This window comes from Arcobacter sp. YIC-80 (genome assembly GCF_044841725.1).
Lineage (GTDB): Bacteria > Campylobacterota > Campylobacteria > Campylobacterales > Arcobacteraceae > Arcobacter_B.
This window is the reverse complement of record NZ_JBJBSI010000004.1, coordinates 198,862-220,120: the sequence shown is the minus strand read 5'-3', so window position 1 is coordinate 220,120 and position 21,259 is coordinate 198,862. Positions and strand designations below refer to the sequence as shown.

Genomic DNA, 21,259 nt, shown 5'->3' with positions numbered 1-21,259 from the left:
TTCTTTAGAAATAAAGGATATGATATTTAAAAACATAATGTTAAAGTCTTAAAATTTTTCTAGCGAATATTTAAATGAGAGTTTAAATATAAACTAAAAAACGAAACAATTTTAAAAACACAACTTTTTTATTAGATGTAGCAATATATTTAATAAGATAGTAGCCAAGGAATAATTATTCAAAACGGTGAAGTAATGTAAATTACTTTATCAACAAAAATAAGCTATTAAGGGCTAATGGTGGATGCCTAGACTGTAAGAGGCGAAGAAGGACGTACTAGACTGCGATAAGCTACGGGGAACTGTCAAGAAGTTTTGATCCGTAGATTTCCGAATGGGACAACCCAGCATATAGAGATATATGTTACCTTTCGAGGGGCGAACGTGGCGAAGTGAAACATCTCAGTAACCACAGGAAGAGAAATCAAATGAGATTCCGTTAGTAGCGGCGAGCGAACGCGGATTAGGACAAACCCAATGCTTGCATTGGGGGTTGTAGGACCATAACATGAGACTAAAGAAGATAGAAGAAATAGTTGGAAAGCTATAGCATAGAAGGTGATACTCCTGTAATCGAAATTTTCAATAGCTCTAATGGTATCCTGAGTAGGTCGGAACACGTGATATTTTGACTGAATCTAGGGGGACCACCCTCTAATCCTAAATACTACTTACAGATCGATAGTGAACAAGTACCGTGAGGGAAAGGTGAAAAGTACTCCAGTGAGGAGAGTGAAATAGAACCTGAAACCATTAGCTTACAATCATTCGGAGCCCTATGATTTATCAGGGTGACGGACTGCCTTTTGCATAATGAGCCTGCGAGTTGTGGTGTCTGGCAAGGTTAAGTCAAGTACGAAGCCGTAGCGAAAGCGAGTCTTAATAGGGCGAATTAGTCAGATGCTGCAGACCCGAAACGAAGTGATCTATCCATGAGCAGGTTGAAGCTGGTGTAAGAGCCAGTGGAGGACCGAACCGGTGGGCGTTGAAAAGTCCTCGGATGACTTGTGGATAGGGGTGAAAGGCCAATCAAACTTCGTGATAGCTGGTTCTCTCCGAAATATATTTAGGTATAGCCTTGTGTAGTAGCATATAGGGGTAGAGCACTGAATGGGCTAGGGCTGCTTACCGCGGTACCAAACCCTATCAAACTATGAATACTATATGTGTAATCACAGGAGTCAGGCGTAGGGTGATAAAATCCTATGTCGAGAGGGGAACAACCCAGACTAACAGCTAAGGTCCCAAAGTCATATCTAAGTGGAAAACGATGTGGAGTTACTGTGACAACCAGGAGGTTGGCTTAGAAGCAGCCATCCTTTAAAGAAAGCGTAACAGCTCACTGGTCTAGTGATTCTGCGCGGAAAATATAACGGGGCTAAGATATGCACCGAAGCTTTAGACTCAAGTTTACTTGAGTGGTAGGAGAGCGTTCTATTCAGCGTTGAAGGTGTACCGGCAAGGAGCGCTGGAGCGGATAGAAGTGAGCATGCAGGCATGAGTAGCGATAAAAGAGGTGAGAATCCTCTTCGCCGAAAACCCAAGGTTTCCTACGCGATGCTCGTCATCGTAGGGTTAGTCGGGACCTAAGTCGAGTCCGAGAGGGGTAGACGATGGCAAATTGATTAATATTTCAATACCAACAAATAAGCGCGATGTGGGGACGCATAGAGTTAATCGAGCACACTGATGGAATAGTGGGTCGAAGGACGTAGGCTGTAACTTAGGCAAATCCGGGTTACATGAAGCCGAGATCTTATAGGCTCTTGACACTCTTCGGAGGAGATAGAGAATCGATGATACTGTCGTGCCAAGAAAAGCCACTAAGTATATTATTTGTTGCCCGTACCGTAAACCGACACAGGTGGGTGGGATGAGTATTCTAAGGCGCGTGGAAGAACCCTGGTTAAGGAACTCTGCAAACTAGCACCGTATCTTCGGTATAAGGTGTGCCTACTTTGGTATAGAGATTTACTCTCAAAAGCTAAAGAGGTTGCAACAAAGAGTCCCTCCCGACTGTTTACCAAAAACACAGCACTTTGCTAACACGTAAGTGGATGTATAAGGTGTGACGCCTGCCCGGTGCTCGAAGGTTAATTGATGATGTTAGCATTAGCGAAGCATTTGATCGAAGCCCGAGTAAACGGCGGCCGTAACTATAACGGTCCTAAGGTAGCGAAATTCCTTGTCGGTTAAATACCGACCTGCATGAATGGCGTAACGAGATGGGAGCTGTCTCAACCAGGGATCCAGTGAAATTGTAGTGGAGGTGAAAATTCCTCCTACCCGCGGAAAGACGGAAAGACCCCGTGCACCTTTACTACAGCTTGACACTGTAGCTTGGATATTCTTGTGCAGGATAGGTGGGAGGCTTTGATTCATAGACGCCAGTATATGATGAGCCATCCTTGAGATACCACCCTTGAATATTTGAGTTACTAACTGTGTATAATTATCTTATACCAGGACAATGTCTGGTGGGTAGTTTGACTGGGGCGGTCGCCTCCTAAAAAGTAACGGAGGCTTACAAAGGTTAGTTCATGGCGGATGGAAATCGCCAGTTGAGTATAATGGCATAAACTAGCTTGACTGTGAGACATACAAGTCGAACAGAGACGAAAGTCGGTCATAGTGATCCGGTGGTTCTGTGTGGAAGGGCCATCGCTCAAAGGATAAAAGGTACGCCGGGGATAACAGGCTGATCTCCCCCAAGAGCTCACATCGACGGGGAGGTTTGGCACCTCGATGTCGGCTCATCGCATCCTGGGGCTGGAGCAGGTCCCAAGGGTATGGCTGTTCGCCATTTAAAGCGGTACGCGAGCTGGGTTCAGAACGTCGTGAGACAGTTCGGTCCCTATCTTCCGTGGGCGTAGGAAAGTTGAGGAGATTTGTCCCTAGTACGAGAGGACCGGGATGAACGTACCACTAGTGTACCAATTGTTCTGCCAAGGGCATCGTTGGGTAGCTATGTACGGATGTGATAAGAGCTGAAAGCATCTAAGCTCGAAGCCAACTTCAAGATGAACTTTCCCTGAAGATCCCAGCAAGACTAGCTGGTTGATAGGCTAGGTGTGTAAGCGTTGTAAGACGTTTAGCTGACTAGTACTAATAGATCGTTTGGCTTTTTTTAATAAATTTCTTGGTTTACTATCTTATTAAGTATATTTACTTAATAAATGTGTGAATTGTTTCACAAAGCGTTTCCTTGAAAAGATGAACATCTTTTTAAGAAGCTATAAGACTTTAACATTATCTTTACACTCATTACCCTAATGTGAGTATAAAGAGTTTATTTGAACTTTTTATACTCATATTGCTGGTGGTTATAGAGAAGTGGAAATACCCAGCCCCATTCCGAACCTGGAAGTCAAGCACTTCATCGCTGATAATACTGCAGGTTTCACTTGTGGAAACGTAGGCCGCTGCCAGCTCTTGAGTATTGTTTCTCAAAAAGATATTCATCTTTTTAAGGCACAGTTTATTCTAAAAGCTTTTATCTATTTGAACTTCTTTACAGTTCCTTTAGGTAGAAGCTTTTTTTTTAGCCCTTTTTTATTATTTTTCTGTTTTTATTGCCTCTATCCATCTTTTTATAAATTGCTCTCTTGTGTATATCTTAGCTCCTAGTTTTATTTTATATTCCATATATGGATGACCTAAATTCCATATTTTGTATCTTTCTTTTTTTAAATACTCTCCTGTTACTACTAGTTGTAATTTTCCATAATTGTTGTATTTTTTCTCTTTTGAACTAAAGCCTGTTAATGATGTATAGGTTTTCCCTATTTTATATCCTATTTCACCTGCAATAATTTCTTTTGTATTTTTATCAATTATGCAAAATGTTTTAATTTCAAAGTTATTATGATTTTTTCTTTTATTTAATTTTATAATTAATTCTTTATATTCTTTTATAAGCCAGTTTGGTTTATGATATTTATCTAATTTATCAAGAACTTTTTCTAAATTTTTATCTACTTCAAATATATAGTCTTCTTTTTTTAAAAGTTTTTTAACTTTCTTACTTATATGTAAATCTTTAAAATCTAAGATTGCATATTCAAATTGTATTTCTGGTAATAAAAATAATTCATTATTATTTATTATAGAAGTACTGATAAATCCTAATGAGCATAAATCAATATAAAATTCTTCAGAGAAATCATCACTATAATAATAATTCGTGGTCTTATTTGCATAGATTTCATTTATTAATATATCTTTATTTAATATATCTTTGTGTTGTAAATAGTAAATTGTATTATTTTGCTTCATAATTTTCTTTATTAAAAGTGGGTTTAGTTAAACTAACGTATAATCAAAATTAAAAAAGACTATATTTTGAATAAATTACTTGTAAATAACGCTAGCTCAAATTTTTATAATTATATAACAAAACTTTTAAAAGAATGTGATTTTTTTGTTTTTAATGTTGCTTTTGTAAATTTTTCTGGGATTCAACTTTTATTAGATACTTTTGATGAACTCAATAAAAAAAATATAAAAGGAAAAGTATTAACATCTACATATTTGAATTTTACTGAACCTTATGCTCTTGAGAAGATAAATGAGTTTAGTAATATAGAATTAAAAGTATATGATAGTTTAACTACTCAAGTTGGTTTTCATAGTAAATCATATATTTTTGAGTTTGAAAATAAATATGAAGTTATAATTGGTTCTTCTAATATAACTGCAAGTGCTTTTAAATCTAATATTGAATGGAATTGTAAAACAATAAATAAAAAAGATGATTTATTTATAAAAGATATTTTTATCCAATTTGAGAACCTTTGGAATGATTCATATTTAGTAGATGAAAATTTTTTATTAAGATATAAAGAGTTTTATTTTAAAGATAAAAAGCATAAAAATTTTAAATTTATTGAAGAGATAATTCCTAATAAAATGCAAATTGAGGCATTAGAAAAGATTGAATATTTAAGATTAAAAAAACAAAAAAGAGTTTTAGCTATTGCTGCAACTGGTACGGGAAAAACATACTTAAGTATTTTTGATGTTAAGAAATTCAATCCTAAAAAAATGTTATTTATAGTTCATAGAGAAAACATATTAATAAAAGCAATGAACTCGTTTTATGCTTCTATTAAAAATAAATCTATGGGTTTATATACAGGTAATAAAAAAGAGTTAGAAAAAGATTATATTTTTGCTACTATCCAAAGTTTACACAATAGAGTTAATGATTTTAAACAAAATACTTTTGATTATATTATAGTTGATGAAGCTCATCATATCTGTAGTCCTAGTTATAAAAAAGTTATTGAATATTTTAATCCAAATTTTCTATTGGGTCTTACAGCAACTCCAAATAGAATGGATAATGAAAATATTTATGAGTACTTTGATGATAATATTGCTTGTGATATTAGATTGAATGAAGCTTTAGAACAAAAACTTATCACTCCTTTTCATTATTATGGTGTTAGTGATGTTTCTATTGATTATTCTTCATGTAATATAGATAAAATTTATGAGTTAACTAAACTTTTAATGGTAAATAAAAGAGTAGATTTTATAATTGAAAAAATGAATTTTTATTCTTTTAGTGGAGTAAAAAGAAAAGCATTAGCTTTTTGTGCTTCAAAGGAACATTGTTTTTTCATGGAAAAAAACTTTAATAAAAAAGGAATAAAGAGTATAAGTTTAACTAGTGATAATACAATTTCAAGCCGTGAAAAAGCTATTAAAAGTTTAGAAGACGATATGGATGATCTTGAAGTAATATTTTGTGTTGATATTTTTAATGAAGGGATAGATATTCCTTGTATAAATACTATTCTTATGTTAAGACCTACAAACTCTTCAATTGTTTTTGCGCAACAACTAGGACGTGGTCTTAGAAAGTATAAAGATAAAGAGTTTTTAACATTAATTGATTTTATAGGTAATCATGACAAAGCTTTTTTAATTGCTTTAGCAATGTTAGGAAACAAAAAAATAGATAAAGAGAGTTTAAAAATATCAATCTTAAATAACTTTGCTATTTTTCAAAATGCATTTATTAGTATTGATAAAATTTCTAAAAAAAGAATTTTAGATCAAATTAACAAAGAAAATTTTAATAGTATTAAATATTTAAAAGATGAGTATTTTAAATTTAAAGATTATCTACAAAATAAAATACCAATGTTATGTGATTATATAAATTATAATGATTTTATTGATCCATTAAAATTTATTAGTGAAAGCAAATCCTATATTGAATTTCTGTTAAAGGTTGAAAAAGATACTAAATATGAAGATTTATGTAATGATATTGAATTTATAAAAACTTGTAGATTTATTGAGTATTTGTTACCTATTAAGAGAGTTTACGAATTTGTGATATTACGAATTTTATCAAAGAACAAAAAGATAAGTTTTATATTTTTAGAAAAAGAATTAGAAAAATATCAAGAAAGAGTTGATAAAAATACTTTACTTCATGCAATAAATTTTCTGAAGCAAGATTATTTTGATAAAGCGCAGATTTTAAGGTATCCAAAACTACTTGAATTTAAAGATGGTTATATTTATAAATCAGAAATATTTGATAGGTTATTAAAAGATGAAAATAAAAAAATATTTATAGAGGAAAGTATTAATTATGGAATCATAAATTATGAGAAAAATTTTGGTTTAAGTTATCTTGGAGTACCTGCGTTAAAACTTTATGAAAAATATAATATGCTAAATATTGCACAACTGTGTAATTTTAATAAAATTCATTCATCTTTCAGAGGTAGTGGATTTTTAAAATTTAATAATGATTTCTTTTTATTTATTACTATAGATAAGCATAAATATTTAAAAGCACAAAAGTATGTAAATGATTTTGTTTCAAAAGAAGTTTTTACTTATTCAAGTAAGCCTAGCCATAGTAGTGATAAAGGAGATGGCTTAAGACTTGTCAAAAACAAAGAATATCAAGTCAATTTACATATATTTGTAAGAAAATATGCAAGTGTTGATAAAAAGACACAAAGTTTTATTTATCTTGGTTTAGCAGATTGTATTTCTTATAAAAATAATAAACCTATAGATTTAAAATTAAAGCTTCGAACTCCTCTTAATTCTAAGTTATATGAGGAGTTTACTAAGCTTGTAGATTAGTTTTTATTATAAGTTATTGGCTTATTATTTTTGTCAAATAATGGATATTTCTTTTCATTTAGTATCATTTTTTCTAAGATGGCTTTTTCTAAATCTATATCTAGCTTTATGCATAATCTAATAAGATAAATTGCTATATCAGCTATTTCTTGCTTAGCATGTTCTTTTTTATCAATGGTTAGATTTTCAGATTCTTGTAAATTTAACCATTGAAAAATCTCTAATAATTCTGCTGCTTCAACATTTAATGCCATAGCTAAATTTTTGGGATTATGATGTTTATCCCAATTTCTATCATTTGAAAACTTTAAGATTATTTTTTTTATATTTTCTATGTTCATGCTATTCCTTTGCTGTTAAATTACTTTATAATGGAAGCTATTATAGATACTCTTATATATAATATATATTAAAAAGTATATAATTACTTCAAAATAAGGAGACTAAGCCTATGCCAAATACAAAGCAAATAGAAGAGCTAAGAATTGCTTTAGAAAATAGAAAAGAAAAAATTCTTGAAAATATTGATGGTAGTAAAGAAAATATTCAAAGCTTAAAAAGTCAAGAAGTAAATGATGACTTAGATTATGCAGAATTAGCAAGTGATTCTTTCACAGAAGGGGCAATTGCTAATCATCAAATAGATGAATTAAAGCAAATTGAAGATGCTCTTAAAAGAATCAAAACGGGTGAATATGGTAAATGTGATATGTGTTCAGTTGTGATTCCCATAGGAAGACTAAAAGCAAAGCCTTTTGCTAGGTATTGTACTGAATGTAGAGAAGTTTATGAAAATGAACAATTAAGGAAGAGTTCTTAAGGTGATAAAAAGAGTATATAACCATAGTGCAAAAGTTTTGAATTTTGAGTTCATACAAAATGAAAATGATTTTATTGTTGATGAAATTCCTTTGAGGTTTTCTAATAGTGGAAATTTTATTATTTTAAAAGTAAAAAAAGTAAATCTTGATACTTGGGACTTAATAGAAACTTTTGCAAAATATCTTAATATTTATACCAATGAAATTGGATACGCTGGATTAAAAGATAAAAAAGCTACAACCACTCAATATATTTCTATTCCTAAAAAGTATTTAAAAAAAATTCAAACTTTTAGAAGTAATAAAATACAGATTTTAGAAACTATATTACATAATAAAAAATTGAATATAGGTGATTTAAAAGGAAATAGATTTAGAATTAATTTACATAATACTTCTCTTGAAGATTTAAATCATATTCAAAGGAGATTAAAAAAAATTTCTAAAGAAGGTTTACTTAATTATTTTGGTTATCAAAGATTTGGGAGAGATGTTGAAGAGAATCTTAGAAAAGCGAAAGAATTAATTGAAGGTGAAAAGATTATAAAAGATAGAAAATTATCAAAAATGTTGATAATGGCATATCAAAGTAATTTCTTTAATTCTTGGTTAGTAAACAGAACAAAAACTTCTAAAACAAATTTTGATTTAATTAATGGAGATGTTTTTTTAGATATCAAAAAACAAAAATATATAACACCTAAAATAATTACAAAAACAATTGAAGATAGTTTTTCAATAAAAAATATAGTTCCTACAGGTCTACTACCTGGTAGAAAAGTATTTCGTGCAATTGGTGAAGCAAGAGCTATTGAAGAAAAGTTTGATGATACATATATCCAAGATAAAGGATATAGAAGAGAAGCTATAATTTTCCCTAAAGATGTTATTTGTAAATTTAGTAATGACAAAAATATTTGTACTTTAGAATTTAGTTTGTCTAAGGGCTCTTACGCAACAGTTTTAGTAGAGTATTTAGCAAATAAGAACTTCTCATAAATAGTGTTTAACACTATTTATGGAAGAGTTATATACTTATTGTCAAAATATATTTTGTTACCTAATACAATCATTCTTTCTTCATTATCAAAATCAAATTCTAAAACTTTACTCTTTGTAAAATCTTTATCAATTTTAATAACATAACCTTGAGATTCAATAGCATACAAAGCATCTGCAAATGCTAAAGCATGGATTTTTGAATATTTAAATTTCATTTTTGAAATTTCTTCAAGATTTAAAGACAGTTTGATTATTTGTCCATCAATTGTTGCTATATAAATATATTCGTCTTTTAAAATAATATCTCTTATTTCGTACTCTTTTGATAAAATTTCTTTAGTAGATATTGAAACTACTTTATTTGCTGTAGCAGTAATTAAAGTTTGAGTTGGCTTATCAACATCTAAGAAAATAATATTATTGAATTGACCTTTTGGATCTACTGAAATATTTTTTACAGAGTCATTACTTAATGTTGAAACGATAATTACTTTTCCATTTAATGTTGGAAATAAAATCAAGTTACCCATAAAATAAGGATTTACAACTCTTGTATCATTTGCTAAGGAATCAGATAAATAGTCTTTGTATAAAGTTTTTTTAGTATCTAATTGTATTAACTCAATTGAATTATCAGAATAGATTAATGCTAGTTTATTATTTTTAAGTGATGCAGCAATAACTACATTATTTAAAATTAATTCTTCACTTCCAATCATAATTCTATCTTTTTTATTTGATGCGATTACTTTTCCATCAATTGATAAATTTAAAAACTCAAAATTTTCAGGTAATTTAAAATCTGATAGTCCATATTTTGTAATTACTTCATTTGATTGTAATGTAGCACCTACTCTATTCATAGCCTTTATTGATGATGGTAATGATGAAGTTTGAACTTTTAAATCATCTTCAACATCTTTTGGTTCAAAATATTTTTTTGAAGAACAAGCTGTAAATAATAAAACAGCTAAAAGTGAAGTTAATAAATATTTCATAATTATCCTTATTTTGTTGCTAAATAATGCTTAAGTAAGTTAGCAAGTTCAAAAGCTTTTGAGTCATTTGGAATTAATTTTAAAGCTGTTTTTGCTTCTTCATATTTTCCATTATTTGCTAATAGTAAAGCTTTATTAAAAATAGCAAATTCTTTTAATAAAAAGTCATTTTGCATTGATAATGTATTTAACTTTTCAATACTGTTTTCTTCTAATGCTTTGTTGTAAGCAACTAATTCTTTTAAGTATTTTACTTCTATATTTTCTTTTTCACCATTTATATATGATGCAACTTGATAAAGCTTGTTATTTGTTTCTTTTAAAGTTGATAATGCTTTTTCATCTTTTGGATTTTGAAGAAGTGTTTCAAAGGCTTTATTCGCTTTTATTAAATTTTGCTCATCCATGTAGCTTTTTACACTTAATCCTACTGTTAGTGCAATTAATAATACAACTACAGCTATAATTGGGAATTTATATTTTTTAAAAACTCTCTCAACTTTTACAAAGCTTTCAAGAAACTTTTCTTCACTATTTAATTCACCTTTTACAAAATCGACATTTTCTTTCATACTCATAATAATTAACCTCTTTATAATGTAAATGTATATTACAAAATTTTTGATAAAATCTTACTTTTATAAACTTTTTTGTATAATATATCTTTATTAATTTAATAAGGTTATATTCAAATGAAAAAACTAATATTGGCTTCAACTATACTATTTACACTAACTCAAACACTTTTTGCAAAAACTACAGAACCTCAAGAAGATGAACCTACAAGGTTTGAATCTTTATCAAAAATGACAAAAGTTATAGGTACTGTTGAAAAGTATTATGTTGATGATATAAAACTACAAGAAATAGTAAATAAATCTTTAAAAGGTTTAATGCAAGAACTAGATGCTCACTCAAGCTTTCTTGATAAAAAGTCTTCAAAAGAAATGAGTATTCAAACTAAGGGTGAATTTGGTGGTTTAGGAATTACTGTTGGTATGAGAGATGGTGCTTTAACTGTAATTTCCCCAATTGACAATACTCCTGCTTATAAAGCTGGAATAAAAGCTTCAGATATTATATTAAAAATAGATAATAAAGCTACTTTAAATATGACTTTAGATGAAGCTGTTTCTTTAATGAGAGGGAAACCAAAAACAGATATTTTTTTAACAATTGTTAGAGAAGGTGAAAATAAACCACTAAAAATTAAAATTACTAGAGATATTATTAAAGTAGAATCTGTTTTTGCTAAAAAAATAGAGGATGAAAAGTTACTTTATTTAAGAATTAGTAGTTTTGATTCAAAAGTTGTTAGTGCTTTAGAAAAAGCTATAAAAGAAAACAAAAAAAATGTTGATGGAATAATTTTAGACTTAAGAAATAATCCTGGAGGATTATTATCACAAGCTATTGGTACTGTTGATTTATTTGTAGATAAAGGTGTGATTGTTTCTCAAAAAGGTAGAGATGAAAGTACAGAAGAAAAATTTTTAGCTACTACTTCAAGTACAATTACTAAAAAACCATTAGTTGTTTTAGTAAACGCAGGTTCTGCATCTGCTTCTGAAATTGTAAGTGGTGCTTTACAAGATCATAAAAGAGCTATCGTAATTGGTGAAAAAACTTTTGGAAAAGGTTCTGTTCAAGCAGTACTTCCAATAAATAATGATAGAACAGAAAATATTAAACTTACAATTGCAAAATACTATTTACCAAGTGGAAGAACTATACAAGCTACAGGTGTAACACCTGATGTAATTGCATATTCAGGTGAAGTTCCACAAGATGCAAATTCAGAATTTAAAATAAAAGAAGCAGATTTAAAAAAGCATTTAGAAGGTGAGCTTGAAAAAGTAGAGACTAAAAAACAGAAAAAAGAGATTAAAAAATCAGATAAAAAGATAATTTCAAAAGAAGATCTTGCGAAAGATAATCAATTGAATACATCAATTGGTATTTTAAAAAGTTTAATTATTATGAGTAAATAAACATTAATTTATTAATAGGGGGAATTAATGAAAATTAGTGATATCATATCACTTGGTCTATGGCCAGAATCAAAAAAAACTACAACAAAAAAAGGTATTGCTGAGTTAGAAAACTTAGGATATAACCTTTTCTACATAGGTAAAAATGCTGATCTTTATACTTGTCCTGGGGATGAACCTAAAGTTCTCCTAGTTAGAAGTGATAGATGTTCTGTTTTTGATATTCCACTAAACTTAGAAATTGAAGGTAAGGGAGTTTCTCAAACTACTATTTCTAATAGTGGAGCATTGTTCGCTAATAAAGCAGGAATTAAAACAGCTATTTTAGATGAAAAAATTGATCAATCTTTAAAAATAGCTCCAAGATGTCAAATTATGGAATTATGTAAACCTTTAGAAGCAAATATTGATGGAGAAACTGTTCAATTTGAATTTATTTTTAGAAATTATTTAACAGGTTCTTTATTTGAAGCTTGTCAAAATGGAAAAGATCCTTATGGTTTAGATTTGTCTTCTGATTTACCTCAATGGCATAAATTTGAAAATCCAATTTTTACTCCTACAACAAAAGGTGTTAAAGATGTACCTTTAAATTCAAAAACTGTAAGAGAACATTTCCCAGAAATTATCTCAAGTTTAGAAAACTTATTTACAAAATTTACACAGTTTGCTTTTGAAAATAATATTATAGTTGTTGATACTAAATTTGAAATATTTGTAAATTCAAAAGGTGAGTGGTTATTAGGAGATGAAGTTTTAACTCCTGAAAGTTCAAGATTTATTTCTAAAACTGATTTTGACTCAAAAAATTATATTTCAATGGATAAACAAATATTAAGAGATTTTGGTAAAGCACAAAATTGGAAAGAACAAGCTAAAGATTTAAAAGCTGGTGAAAAACTGGATGTTAATGTTCCTCAAGAGATTAAAGATAAAATCTTAAGTGGATATACAACGATAGAAAATAGTTTAACTATATAAGAGATAAAATTAGATATAATCGCAAAATATTAAAAGAAGAAGGGTATATATGAAAGCAATTGTAAATGTAGCATTAAAACAAGGTGTATTAGACGATCAAGGTAAAGCAACTCATCATGCATTAGATACTTTAGGATTTAAAGAAGTAGTTAAAGACGTAAGAATTGGTAAACAAATTATTATGGAATTAAACTCTACAAATGAAGATGAAGCAAAAGAAGAAGTTGCAAAAATGTGTGAAAAGCTTCTTGCTAACACTGTTATTGAAGATTATGAAATAGAAATAGTAGGTTAATATGAAAATATCAGTATTACAATTTCCAGGAACTAACTGTGAATATGATACTCAATATGCTTTTGAGAAATTGGGTGCAGAAGTTGAAATAATTTGGCATAAAGATAAAAATATCCCAGAAGATACTGACCTTTTAGTTATTCCTGGAGGATTTTCTTATGGTGATTATCTAAGATCAGGTGCAATTGCTAGATTCGCTAATATTATGGACTCAGTTCAAGAATATGCTGCAAAAGGTGGAAAAGTTTTAGGAATTTGTAATGGTTTTCAAATTCTATTAGAAGCGGGATTACTTCCAGGTGCAATGAAAAGAAATGATTCACTTCACTTTATTTCTAAATATAATCATTTAAGAGTTATTAATAATGATAATAGCTTTTTATCACTAATGAAAAAAGATGAAATAGTTAATATCCCAGTTGCTCATCATGATGGTAATTACTTTATTGACCAAAAAAGTCTAAGTAAATTAGAAGAAAATGGACAAATACTTCTTAAATATTGTGATGAAAATGGAAAAGATACAAATATTAATGGTTCATTAGCAAATATTGCAGGTGTTTGTAATGAGTCAAAAAATGTATTTGGATTGATGCCTCATCCAGAAAGAGCAATCGAAGAATTATTAGGTTGTGATGATGGAGTAAAAATGCTAAAAGGATTTTTACAATAAGAAGATAGAGAAATCTATCTTCTTAAATAAAAGTAATTATGAAAAAAATAATATCTATACTCATTTTTATTAATTTATTATTCTGTGTAAATTTATTTGCTGCAAAAAACCTGTATTTATCTTATAAAAGTGTCCCTAAAAATGTATATAAAAATCAAAGATTTGAAATTGTTGTAAAAGCTTTAGTTACCTCAAAATATTTTGATCAAATAAAAACTTCATTTAGTGGGGGAAATATTCAACCATTAAATAAACAAAGTAGCTGGAAAAAAATTAGTGATAATGTTTATGAAAACTCTTTTTATTATAAGGCTTCTAATCCAAAGTTTCAAATCCCAAATTTAAATGTTAGTTTAGAAAAAAATGCTCAAGTGATTGATAAGAGTATTTTAAATGCAATTAATATTAACTATTCAGATATTGCTAAGGGTGATATTAGATTTAGTGGAGTTATAGCAAAAGATTTAAAATTAAAAGCATATAAAACTAAACAGTATAATAATAAAGAATCTTTAACAATAATTGATATAGATGCAATAGGCTCAAACCTTGAAAATTTTAAGTTAAATGGTATTTCAGAACAAGGTGTTACTAAACTTAATGATAATTATTCAACACAAAATATCATTTACTATTTTGTTATGCCTGTTCATAAAAAGAAAGTGGTTTTTAATTATTATAATACTTCTACAAAAAGTTTACAAAGTGTTACAATACCATTAATATTACAAAATGAATTAGTAAGTACACAAACAGATTTAAATCCAAATGATTCAAGTTTTGAAAAATATAAAAAAATTGCTGTAGCAATTTTATTTATTATTTTTTTAATAATTTATATATTAAAAAGAAATAAAATATATCTTGTAATAACAATTATTTTATTCATAATTACTTCAATTTATTTAATGCCAAATCAAAAAGGTATAGTAAAAAAAGACTCTTTTATTTATATTTTACCTACAAAGAACTCTACAATATTTTTTAAATTAGATGAAAAACAAAAGGTTGAAGTATTAAGTAAAAAAAGAGATTTCATAAAAATTATGGGAATTGATAATAAATTTATTGGATGGGTTAAGGAAGAAAACTTTGAAGAAGATTAGAGGAATTATAATATTTATTCAATTTTCTATTACTGTTGCTATTACTGTGGTAGCAATGTATACATTTAGAAATCATACTCATAAAGTAATTAAAATATGGATGAAATTACAAATGTTCTTTTTAGGCATAAAACTAGAAGAACATGGAAAACTAGATGAGTCATGTGATATGGTTATGCTTAATCATCAATCCCTACTTGACATTATAGTAATGGAGTATATTCACTCAAGGGATTTAGCTTGGGTAGCTAAAAAAGAAATTTCAGATCTTTTCTTTTTTGGACATATAATAAAAGCCCCAAGAATGATTAGTATTGATAGAGAGAATAAAGCGGGAATTATCCACCTTTTAAAAGAAACAAGAGATAGACTTGATAAAGGAAGACCAATTGCTATGTTTCCTGAGGGAACTAGATCAAATGGTAAAGAACTACTATCATTTAAACCAGGTGCAAAAATGGTTGCTAATAAACATGGCTTAAGAGTTCAGCCTGTACTTTTATTTAATACAAGAGATATCTTAGATTCAAAAAAACTTGAAGCTAAACCTGGTATTGTTAAAGTAATATATTTAGAACCTGTACAAGCAGATAAAAAAACTGATTGGTTTGAACAAACAGAAGCTAAAATGAATAAAGTTTTCCAAGAAGAGCTATCTAAAAATGTCTCTTAGTTGGCAAACTATTTTAGCTATTGGAATAGGAGGATTCCTTGGTGCAATAGCTAGAGCTTATAGTGTACATTTAAGTAATAAATATATACCTTTAGAGTTTCCAATTGGAGTTTTATTAGTAAATGTGATAGGCTCTTTTTTAATAGGATTGCTTTTTGCTTATTTCAATCACTTTGATACTTCACCTACTCTAAAAGCTTTTTTAACTACAGGTTTTTTAGGAGCTTTAACTACATATTCTACCTTTGCTATAGAATCATATTTACTTTTTAATACTTCAATATTTTTAGCTATTACAAATATGATTTTAAATCTTTTAGGAACTGTATTAGCTGCTGGGAGTGCATATAAGTTATTAAATTTCTTTCTAAAATAAAATCTATGAAATTTGATTTAAATCATTTTTTTTAAGCATTAAGAAGATATAATATTTAATAAGAATAAAAATTAATTATAAGGATTTCTCATGGGTATGCCAGGTGGTATGGAATGGATTTTAATAGCTTTAGTAGTATTACTACTGTTTGGTGGTAAAAAAATACCAGAACTTGCTAAAGGTTTAGGATCAGGAATCAAAAACTTTAAAAATGCAGTAAAAGAAGATGACGAAAAAGTTGCAGACACTAAAAAAGCTGATGAGTTAGAAGAAAAATCAGAAACTAAATCAGAAACAAAAAACGAATCTAAAACAGTATAAGAGAATAAATTGCAGAGTTTAGTAAAAGAGTTTATTGAAAAAACACTAGAAAAAGATGTAGTTTTAGAAAAACCTAAAGATAGCAGTTTGGGTCATTTTGCGACACCAATTGCTTTTTCTTTAGCAAAAGAATTTAGAAAATCTCCTATGCTTATAGCAGAAGAGTTAGCTGCAAAATTTGATAATACTTCAATGTTTGAAAAAGTTGAAGCGGTAAAAGGTTTTATTAATTTTAAACTTTCAACTTCTTTTTTAGAATCATTAGTAGATGATGCACTTAATTCAAAAATGAATTTTGCAAAATCAAAGCCTAAACATGAAAAAATTTTATTAGAGTATGTTTCAGCTAATCCAACTGGACCTTTACATATTGGACATGCAAGGGGAGCAGTTTTTGGAGATACTTTATTTAGAGTAGGTGATTATTTAGGTTATGATATAACTACTGAGTATTATATAAATGATGCTGGTGCACAAATGGATTTATTAGGTTTATCTGTTTCATTAGCTGCAAGAGATTTTATATTTGAAGAAGATGTAGATTATCCAGAGACTTACTATAGAGGGGATTATCTAATTGATATTGCTAAAGTAGTAATTGAAAAATTTGGAAAAGAAGTTATTTATGATGAATCAAAATATAAAGAAATAGCTTTTTTCTCAAAAGATTTAGTTATGGATATTATTGTAAAAGATTTAAAAGATTTAGGTGTAGAATTCAATAATTTTGTATCTGAAAAATCTTTATATTCATCTTGGGATAAAACTAAAGAAGTTTTAGAAAAAAATGGATCTTTATATGAAAAAGATGAAAAAGTTTATCTTAAATCAACTGATCATGGTGATGATAGTGATAGAGTTGTAGTAAGAGATAATGGTATCCCAACATATTTAGCAGGCGATATTATTTATCATAAAGATAAATATGATAGAGCTTACGATCGATATATTAATATTTGGGGTGCAGATCATCATGGATATATTAAAAGAGTAAAAGCTGCAATTGAGTTTTTAGGAAATGATTCTTCAAAATTAGAAATATTACTTTCTCAAATGGTGCAATTATTAAAAGGTGGAGAACCTTATAAAATGTCTAAAAGAGCAGGTAATGTAATTTTAATGTCAGATATCACAAAAGAAATTGGTTCTGATGCTTTAAGATTTATTTTCTTAACTAAAAAAAGTGATACTCATTTAGATTTTGACATTGATATGTTAAAAAATCAAGATTCATCAAATCCTATATTTTATATTAATTATGCACATGCTAGAATAAACCAAGTTTTTAAAAAAGCTGAACTTAGTATAGATGATGTAAAAAATGAAAATTTTAATAGTTTAAATCAAGATGGTTTAAATTTAGTATATGAGTCATTATTATTAGGTTCTGTGCTTGAAGAAGCATTCATAAAAAGAGATATGCAAAAAGTAACTGATTACTTATACTCTTTAGCTTCATCTGTGCATAGATTTTATAATGATAATAAGGTTGTAGGTGTCCAACATCAAAATACTTATTTAAAAGTATTATCAATGGCTGCATTAAGCATAAAAGTTGGATTGTCTTTATTAGGAATTAAAGCTCGGGAGATTATGTAATGAAATGGTTTTTAGTAATTTTTGCTTTGGTTATTGGTATTGCAATTTATACAGGTAATATGGGTGGAGCAAAAGATGCTACATCTAATTATGGAAAAGTTATGAGAGGAGGAGAGTAAAACTCTCCTCTTTTATTTTCTTTCTTCTAGTTGATTTAAAAAGTCTTCTAGTGAATACTTTTCTCTTGCTTCTTCATTCATTAGGTTAATAAACATATCACCTAAATCACAAATAGTCCAATCATCATTTTCATCCACTCTTAAAAACTCTTCACCTAATGGCTTAAGTTCAGTTTTTAAGTAGTTTAATAATGCAAAACCATGTTTAGGATTTAAAGTAGTTGCAATAACTACATAATCAACTATATAGTCTTTTTTTGTTAAGTCAATAACTTCTATACTTTCAGCTTTCTTTTCATCAAGTATTTGTTTTATCTTTTCAATTCTGTTCAAAGTTTACCTTTTCATATTTTATATGATGTATAATATCATCTTTTATCTGATATGGAATAAAATTTAAGTCGATTTCATCCCTAAGTTTTGAAGAACTAATATTAATATTAACATTCAAAACTTTATAACTATCTAGTTTATTGCCTTCATATCCTTCTCTTGTTGCTATAACAAATTCAACTAAAGAATTTAATTCTTCATATTTATACCATTTTTCTAAACTTTTTAGATTATCAGCACCAATTATGAGATAAATTTTAGAAGGTTTATATAAGTTTTTTAAATAATTGACAGTTTCAATAGAAGGAACTGCTTTATTTTGTTTTATTTCAAAATCACAAACTTCAACTTTTTTGTTTTTTTGAAATACTTTTTTTAACAACTCATATCTTAATTTAGGTTCTAAATGATAGTTTGTTTTAAAAGGATTTAAATATGTGGGGACAACAATAATTTTGTTAATATTTAGTTCTTCTAATGCTTGTTCAACAATAGTAATATGAGCTATATGAACAGGGTCAAAACTCCCACCAAATATCGCTAGTTGCACCTATTTAAAACCTTTGAATTTTGCTTAAATAATATTATAGCAATTTTTGGATAAAATATCTACCATTAAGATTTAAATAAAGGGAAAATATGGCTGTTAAAGTTGCAATTAACGGATTAGGTAGAATTGGAAGATGTGTTGCTAAAATTGTAGCAAGTAGAGATGATGTTGAATTAGTAGCTGTTAATGCAAGTGGTAGTGAAGAAATGATTCAATACAACCTAAAATATGACACTGTACATGGGAATGCAGATGTTGTAGTTAAAGATGGGTATGTTTGTATTGGAAATGACAAAGCTAAATTACTAGCAGAAAGAGATCCAGCAAAATTAAACTTTGCTCAATATGGTGCTGATGTTGTTTTAGAGTGTACGGGAGCATTCTTAACACAAGAGAAGTGTCAAGCTTATATTGATGGTGGAGTTAAAAAAGTTGTAATGTCTGCACCAGCAAAAGATGATACACCAACATTTGTTATGGGAGCAAATGAAAAAACTTATGCTGGAGAAGCAATTGTTTCAAATGCTTCTTGTACTACAAATGGATTAGCTCCAGTTGCTAAAGTTTTAGATGATGTTTATGGAATTGAAAAAGGTTTAATGACTACAATTCACTCTTATACTTCATCTCAACCAATTTTAGATGCAAAAGATAAAAAAGATCCAAGAAAAGGAAGAGCAGGAGCAACTAACTTAACTCCAGCTAGTACTGGTGCTGCAAAAGCTATTGGAAAAGTAATGCCTCATTTAAATGGAAAATTAAATGGTCAAGCAATTAGAGTGCCAACACCAAATGTTTCATTAGTTGATTTAACAGTAACTCTTAAAAAAGATGTAACTTTAGAAGAAATTCAAGCTGCATTTAAAGAAGCTTCAACTGGTTCTTTAAAAGGAATTTTAGGAGTAGATGAAGAATATAGAGTAAGTTCTGACTTTAATGGTGAGACATTATCAACAGTTGTTCCTTTAGATACTATCCAAGTTATTGAAGGAAATATGGTAAAAGTATTATCTTGGTATGACAATGAATGGGGATACTCTACTAGACTTGTAGATATGGGTGTTCACGTAGCAACTAACTAGTAGTAAGGGAAAAGATGAAATTACAAGAAATCAAAAGTATTGATATAGCAAATAAAAGAGTATTTATTAGATGTGACTTTAACGTACCAATGGATGAATACAATAATATTACTGATGATAGAAGAATTAGAAGTGCTTTAAATACAATCAGATATTGTATTGATAATGATTGTTCTATTATTTTAGCCTCACACTTTGGTAGACCAAAAAATGGTTTTGAAGAGAAATTTTCTTTAAAACCAATTGCTAAGAGATTACATACTTTACTTAAGCAAGAAATTAAAATGGCTCCTGGAATAGTTTGTGATGATACTATTTCAATGGCAAAATCATTAGAAGCTGGTGAAATTTTATTATTAGAAAATATGAGATTTGAAGCAGGTGAAACTAAAAATGATGAAGCTTTAAGTAGTAAACTTGCTTCTATGGCTGATGTTTATGTAAATGATGCATTTGGTGTATCTCATAGAGCACATGCTTCTGTTGAAGGAATTGCACAACATTTTGATATTAATTCAAAAGCAGCTGGTTTCTTACTTGCTAAAGAGATTAAATTTTTCCATCATATTGTAAATGAGCCAAAAAGACCATTTGTTTCAATTGTAGGTGGTTCAAAAGTATCTGGAAAATTAGAAGCTTTATATAACCTTGTACCAAAAGTAGATAAGATTCTTATTGGTGGAGGAATGGCATTTACTTTTCTGAAAGCACAAGGTTATGAAGTTGGAAACTCATTAGTAGAAGAAGATTTAATTCCTGAAGCAATTAAGATTATGGAAGAAGCAAAACAATTAGGTGTAAAATTATATTTACCAGTAGATGTTGTAGCAGCAGAAGCATTTGATGCAGAAGCATTTGCTAAACCAACTACTACACAAGAAATTCCAAAAGGTTGGATGGGATTAGATATTGGACCTGCAACAGCACTTTTATTCTCTCAAGCCCTAGAAGACGCGCATACTATTTTGTGGAATGGACCAATGGGAGTTTATGAGATGGATAAATTCGCAAAAGGTAGTACAAAAATTTCACACGCAGTAGCTTCATCTTATGCAACAACTGTAGTTGGTGGTGGTGATACTGCTGATTTAGTAAGAGTAACTGGTGATGAAGATGAAATGACATTTATCTCAACTGGTGGTGGAGCATCGCTAGAATTAATTGAAGGAAAAGTTCTTCCAGGTGTAAAAGCACTAGTTATTGAAGACTAAATATTAATAGAA

General features: G+C 28.8%; 20 protein-coding genes and 2 rRNA genes. 16 read left to right on the top strand and 6 right to left on the bottom strand.

Features of this window, described 5'->3' with window-relative positions:
* Positions 1-217 precede the first annotated feature (217 nt).
* Positions 218-3,130 (top strand): 23S ribosomal RNA (locus ACH5BK_RS08115).
* Between the two features lie 185 nt (positions 3,131-3,315).
* Positions 3,316-3,431, top strand: a 5S ribosomal RNA gene (rrf, locus tag ACH5BK_RS08110).
* Positions 3,432-3,555: 124 nt separating this feature from the next.
* On the opposite strand, the gene ACH5BK_RS08105 is transcribed toward rrf, so the two are convergent.
* Positions 3,556-4,275 carry a hypothetical protein gene (locus tag ACH5BK_RS08105; protein WP_404306244.1) on the bottom strand — a complete coding sequence of 240 codons (720 nt, stop codon included), beginning with the start codon at positions 4,273-4,275 and terminating at the stop codon, positions 3,556-3,558.
* 66 nt (positions 4,276-4,341) lie between these two features.
* Here ACH5BK_RS08105 and ACH5BK_RS08100 point away from each other — a divergent pair, with 66 nt between their 5' ends.
* Entirely contained in the window at positions 4,342-7,116 is a 2,775-nt protein-coding gene (locus ACH5BK_RS08100; RefSeq protein WP_404306242.1) for a DUF3427 domain-containing protein, read from the top strand.
* On the opposite strand, the gene ACH5BK_RS08095 is transcribed toward ACH5BK_RS08100, so the two are convergent.
* On the bottom strand, positions 7,113-7,457 hold the full coding sequence (locus tag ACH5BK_RS08095) for a nucleotide pyrophosphohydrolase (RefSeq protein WP_404306240.1): 345 nt from the start codon (positions 7,455-7,457) through the stop codon (positions 7,113-7,115). The genes ACH5BK_RS08100 and ACH5BK_RS08095 overlap by 4 nt on opposite strands.
* 110 nt (positions 7,458-7,567) lie before the next feature.
* On the opposite strand from ACH5BK_RS08095, the gene dksA reads away from it, so the two are divergent.
* Together dksA and ACH5BK_RS08085 are read left to right on the top strand one after the other, a co-directional pair.
* Positions 7,568-7,936 carry an RNA polymerase-binding protein DksA gene (gene dksA / locus ACH5BK_RS08090; protein WP_404306238.1) on the top strand — a complete coding sequence of 123 codons (369 nt, stop codon included), beginning with the start codon at positions 7,568-7,570 and terminating at the stop codon, positions 7,934-7,936.
* Position 7,937: 1 nt separating this feature from the next.
* Positions 7,938-8,936, top strand: a complete 999-nt coding sequence (locus ACH5BK_RS08085; RefSeq protein WP_404306236.1) for a tRNA pseudouridine(13) synthase TruD — start codon at positions 7,938-7,940, stop codon at positions 8,934-8,936.
* A 17-nt stretch (positions 8,937-8,953) separates the two neighbouring features.
* Here the strand turns inward: ACH5BK_RS08085 and ACH5BK_RS08080 are convergent, their stop codons facing one another.
* Together ACH5BK_RS08080 and ACH5BK_RS08075 are read right to left on the bottom strand one after the other, a co-directional pair.
* Positions 8,954-9,937 carry a hypothetical protein gene (locus ACH5BK_RS08080; protein WP_404306234.1) on the bottom strand — a complete coding sequence of 328 codons (984 nt, stop codon included), beginning with the start codon at positions 9,935-9,937 and terminating at the stop codon, positions 8,954-8,956.
* Between the two features lie 8 nt (positions 9,938-9,945).
* Positions 9,946-10,515, bottom strand: a complete 570-nt coding sequence (locus ACH5BK_RS08075) for a hypothetical protein (protein WP_404306232.1) — start codon at positions 10,513-10,515, stop codon at positions 9,946-9,948.
* 114 nt (positions 10,516-10,629) lie between these two features.
* Here ACH5BK_RS08075 and ACH5BK_RS08070 point away from each other — a divergent pair, with 114 nt between their 5' ends.
* The 9 genes from ACH5BK_RS08070 to argS all read left to right on the top strand — a co-directional run bounded on the left by ACH5BK_RS08070 (position 10,630) and on the right by argS (position 17,952).
* On the top strand, positions 10,630-11,928 hold the full coding sequence (locus ACH5BK_RS08070) for a S41 family peptidase (protein WP_404306230.1): 1,299 nt from the start codon (positions 10,630-10,632) through the stop codon (positions 11,926-11,928).
* 27 nt (positions 11,929-11,955) lie between these two features.
* Positions 11,956-12,909 (top strand): phosphoribosylaminoimidazolesuccinocarboxamide synthase, encoded by a 954-nt coding sequence (locus ACH5BK_RS08065; RefSeq protein ID WP_404306228.1) that lies wholly within the window; start codon positions 11,956-11,958, stop codon positions 12,907-12,909.
* A 49-nt stretch (positions 12,910-12,958) separates the two neighbouring features.
* Positions 12,959-13,204 (top strand): phosphoribosylformylglycinamidine synthase subunit PurS, encoded by a 246-nt coding sequence (purS, locus tag ACH5BK_RS08060; protein ID WP_404306226.1) that lies wholly within the window; start codon positions 12,959-12,961, stop codon positions 13,202-13,204.
* Between the two features lies 1 nt (position 13,205).
* On the top strand, positions 13,206-13,877 hold the full coding sequence (purQ, locus tag ACH5BK_RS08055; protein ID WP_404306224.1) for a phosphoribosylformylglycinamidine synthase I: 672 nt from the start codon (positions 13,206-13,208) through the stop codon (positions 13,875-13,877).
* 38 nt (positions 13,878-13,915) lie between these two features.
* The gene (locus ACH5BK_RS08050; RefSeq protein WP_404306222.1) at positions 13,916-14,983 is read left to right on the top strand and encodes a hypothetical protein; all 1,068 of its coding nucleotides are present in this window, start codon (positions 13,916-13,918) and stop codon (positions 14,981-14,983) included.
* A complete protein-coding gene (locus ACH5BK_RS08045; protein WP_404306220.1) occupies positions 14,970-15,656 on the top strand; it encodes a lysophospholipid acyltransferase family protein in 687 nt (228 codons plus the stop codon). The genes ACH5BK_RS08050 and ACH5BK_RS08045 overlap by 14 nt, the downstream gene beginning before the upstream one ends.
* Entirely contained in the window at positions 15,646-16,032 is a 387-nt protein-coding gene (locus ACH5BK_RS08040) for a fluoride efflux transporter FluC (RefSeq protein WP_404306218.1), read from the top strand. The genes ACH5BK_RS08045 and ACH5BK_RS08040 overlap by 11 nt, the downstream gene beginning before the upstream one ends.
* A gap of 90 nt (positions 16,033-16,122) precedes the next feature.
* Positions 16,123-16,353 carry a twin-arginine translocase TatA/TatE family subunit gene (locus ACH5BK_RS08035; protein ID WP_404306216.1) on the top strand — a complete coding sequence of 77 codons (231 nt, stop codon included), beginning with the start codon at positions 16,123-16,125 and terminating at the stop codon, positions 16,351-16,353.
* Positions 16,354-16,362: 9 nt separating this feature from the next.
* Entirely contained in the window at positions 16,363-17,952 is a 1,590-nt protein-coding gene (argS, locus tag ACH5BK_RS08030; protein ID WP_404306214.1) for an arginine--tRNA ligase, read from the top strand.
* Between the two features lie 131 nt (positions 17,953-18,083).
* Here argS and rsfS read toward each other — a convergent pair whose 3' ends face one another.
* Both rsfS and nadD read right to left on the bottom strand, forming a co-directional pair.
* Entirely contained in the window at positions 18,084-18,404 is a 321-nt protein-coding gene (gene rsfS, locus ACH5BK_RS08025) for a ribosome silencing factor (protein WP_404306213.1), read from the bottom strand.
* The gene (gene nadD, locus ACH5BK_RS08020; RefSeq protein ID WP_404306211.1) at positions 18,391-18,954 is read right to left on the bottom strand and encodes a nicotinate (nicotinamide) nucleotide adenylyltransferase; all 564 of its coding nucleotides are present in this window, start codon (positions 18,952-18,954) and stop codon (positions 18,391-18,393) included. Before nadD ends, rsfS begins: the two co-directional genes overlap by 14 nt.
* An 89-nt stretch (positions 18,955-19,043) precedes the next feature.
* Between nadD and gap the strand changes: the two genes are divergently transcribed.
* Positions 19,044-20,036 carry a type I glyceraldehyde-3-phosphate dehydrogenase gene (gene gap, locus ACH5BK_RS08015; protein WP_404306209.1) on the top strand — a complete coding sequence of 331 codons (993 nt, stop codon included), beginning with the start codon at positions 19,044-19,046 and terminating at the stop codon, positions 20,034-20,036.
* Positions 20,037-20,050: 14 nt separating this feature from the next.
* Positions 20,051-21,247: a phosphoglycerate kinase gene (locus ACH5BK_RS08010; protein WP_404306207.1), complete on the top strand. Its 1,197-nt coding sequence runs from the start codon at positions 20,051-20,053 to the stop codon at positions 21,245-21,247.
* The last annotated feature ends 12 nt before the right edge of the window (positions 21,248-21,259 follow it).